The sequence below is a fragment of the Nocardioides sp. CPCC 206348 genome, assembly GCF_048654705.1.
Classification (GTDB): domain Bacteria; phylum Actinomycetota; class Actinomycetes; order Propionibacteriales; family Nocardioidaceae; genus Nocardioides.
The window spans coordinates 1-2,557 of sequence record NZ_JBMCZA010000050.1 but is presented as its reverse complement, the minus strand read 5'-3'; the positions used below and the strand labels follow the sequence as shown (position 1 = coordinate 2,557).

Here is a 2,557-nt window from a genome sequence, read left to right as displayed (position 1 = left end):
TGCCCGACGAGATGCTCGGCGAACGCGTCGCCGCGCTGGTGGTCGCTGTCGGGCCGGCCCTGAGCCTTCCCGACATCACGTCCCGGCTCGACGAGGCGGGCTTCCCCAAGGCGAAATGGCCCGAGTTCGTCTTCGCCGTGCCGGACCTCCCGCAGAACCGGGTGGGCAAGCTGTCCCGTCCGGACGCGGTCCGGCTGGCCTCGGAACTCGCCGCGTCGGAGTGACCTGAGTTCACCTCACGTTGCTAGCATGGCGAGCCGAGCTCGACTTGTCTGATGCGAACGGGGTCCACGATGGTGCAGACGTTGCCCGAGACCGAGGGGCCGCGATCCAAGCGTGCGGTGATCCTCGCTGCTGCGATCGACAGCTTCGGCCAGGACGGCTACGAGCACACCAAGTGGGCGAAGATCGCCGACGAGGTCGGCATCGGCCAGACCGCGCTCTACCACTACTTCGAGTCCAAGGCCCACTGCCTGCTCACCATCATGAACATGGAGCTCGGTCGTTCGCTCGAGCGCTTCCGCGAGGTCACGGCCGACGTCACGCCGGCCGACAAGGCGCTCAAGGCGGCCGTCGCGGCGGCGTACGACGTCACGGAGCGCGAGGTGCTGCAGATGCGCATCCTGCAGAGCCACATGGACCTGCTCGCCACCCCGCGGCCCTCCGAGAAGGAGGAGGCGGAGCGGCAGCGTGCGCGCGGCCTCGTGCGTGACATCGAGAACGAGTGGACCGGGCTGCTCGAGCGCGGCATGAAGGCGAAGGACTTCCCCAAGCGCGACGCCCACGCGATGGCCACCGTGCTGCTCTCGATGGTGGTCAGCGTGTGGCGCTGGTACCGCCCCGGGGGACCGATGACCCTCGACCAGGTGCGCAAGCTGATCACCGGCGCCTGCCTGCGGGTCGTCGGCCCGGACCCCTCGTAATTGAACCTAGTTCATGTCAGTATGGCTGCATGTACAACCTGATCGTCCTTGCTGCCCGACCCACTGACTGGACCCACGACCAGTTCATCGAATGGTGGCGTGGTGAGCACGCCGACGTGACCTATCCGCTGCCGGGGCTCCGACGCTGGCTGCACACCGAGCTCGTCGACGGCATCGACCCGGCGTCCTCGGGATGGGACGGCATGTCAGTGCTGAGCTTCGACTCGCGCGAGGCGCTCGACGCCGCGCTCGCGAGCGAGGAGTGGAAGGCCGCGGTCGCCCATGTGGGCACCATGCGTGGGCGCCGGATGATCTTCACCGGCGACGAGATGACCATGGTGGCCGCAGCGCAGGTTGTCTGATGGACGACTGGGCCGAGCCCGGCGCCCATGAGGTCTCCGCCGGGGTCTTCCGGATCCCGTTGAGCATGCCGGGCGACGGCCTGCGCGCGGTCAACGTCTACGCGATGGAGACCGGCGACGGGCTGGTGCTCATCGATGCCGGCTGGCGGACCCCGACCAGTCTCGACGAGCTCGAGTCGGCGCTCCGCTCCGTCGGGTACGACGCCGCGTCGGTCCGCGACGTCTATGTCACCCACATCCACCGTGACCACTACACGCTGGCCGTGGAGCTGCGCCGCCGGTTCGGCACCAGGATCGGCCTGGGCCGCGACGAAGCGCCCGGACTGCACGAGCTCCTCGAGATCGCGAGCAACGTCCCGGTTGCCTCGCTCGCCCAGCTGCGCCGGTCGGGCGACCCGGACCTGGCGGACCTGATCGAGGAGCTGACGGCTGCGGAGTGCTTCGACGCCGAGTCCTGGGAGAAGCCGGACAGCTGGCTGGATCCGGGGGAGTACGCCATCGGTGCTCGCGTGGTCGAGGCGGTGGCCACGCCCGGTCACACCAAGGGCCACCTCGTGTTCCACGATCTCGAGGCCGGCCTGTTGTTCGCGGGTGACCACCTGCTGCCGACCATCTCCCCGTCCATCGGTTTCGAGCTGGGGGAGTGGGACCTCCCGCTCGGCAGCTATCTGACCTCGCTCGAGCAGGTGCTGGCGCGGCCGGACGCCGTCCTGCTGCCGGCCCACGGAGCGCCCGGGTCGAGCGTCCATGCCCGTGCCTCCGAGCTGCTCGAGCACCACGACGTACGCCTGGCCGAGACGGTCGAGGCGCTGGACCGCCTCGGCTCGACGGCCACGGCCTCGCAGGTGGCGCAGGCCCTGACCTGGACGCGCCACCGGCGTGCGTACGCCGAGCTCGACGACTTCAACCGGATGATCGCGACCTGCGAGACGATCGCGCACCTCGACGTCCTCGTTGCGCGCGCCCGGGCCGTTGTCGCGGACGGGCCCGACGGAGCACTCTTCTCGCTCGACTGAACTCAATTCAGTTTTTCGGTCCGAAGTGGTTGCCATCACACCGTTGGCCTGCTTCACTACTGAAGTGAACTCAACTCAGTTAGTCGGAGGTTCCTCATGAAGACGGTCCGGTTCGGTATCGCAGCGGTGGTGTCCTCGCTCCTGCTGGCGGCGTGTGGCTCTGGCGGCGGCAGCAGCGACGACGCCCTCAAGATCGGCGCCTGGTACCCGCTGTCGGGTCCCGTGGCGGCCAGTGGCGTGCCGTCGGAGGCAGGCG

Annotated in this window: 3 protein-coding genes and 1 pseudogene; all 4 read left to right on the top strand. The window is 68.9% G+C overall.

What is annotated here, in order from left to right:
* Positions 1-224, top strand: a pseudogene (locus ACOADB_RS01815) (acyl-CoA synthetase); the annotation flags it as partial.
* Between the two features lie 51 nt (positions 225-275).
* On the top strand, positions 276-923 hold the full coding sequence (locus ACOADB_RS01810) for a TetR family transcriptional regulator (RefSeq protein ID WP_378596199.1): 648 nt from the start codon (positions 276-278) through the stop codon (positions 921-923).
* Positions 924-952: 29 nt separating this feature from the next.
* On the top strand, positions 953-1,285 hold the full coding sequence (locus tag ACOADB_RS01805) for an EthD family reductase (RefSeq protein ID WP_378596198.1): 333 nt from the start codon (positions 953-955) through the stop codon (positions 1,283-1,285).
* Positions 1,285-2,301, top strand: coding sequence for an MBL fold metallo-hydrolase (locus tag ACOADB_RS01800; RefSeq protein ID WP_378596197.1), 1,017 nt, complete (start codon positions 1,285-1,287; stop codon positions 2,299-2,301). Before ACOADB_RS01805 ends, ACOADB_RS01800 begins: the two co-directional genes overlap by 1 nt.
* Positions 2,302-2,557: the final 256 nt, after the last annotated feature.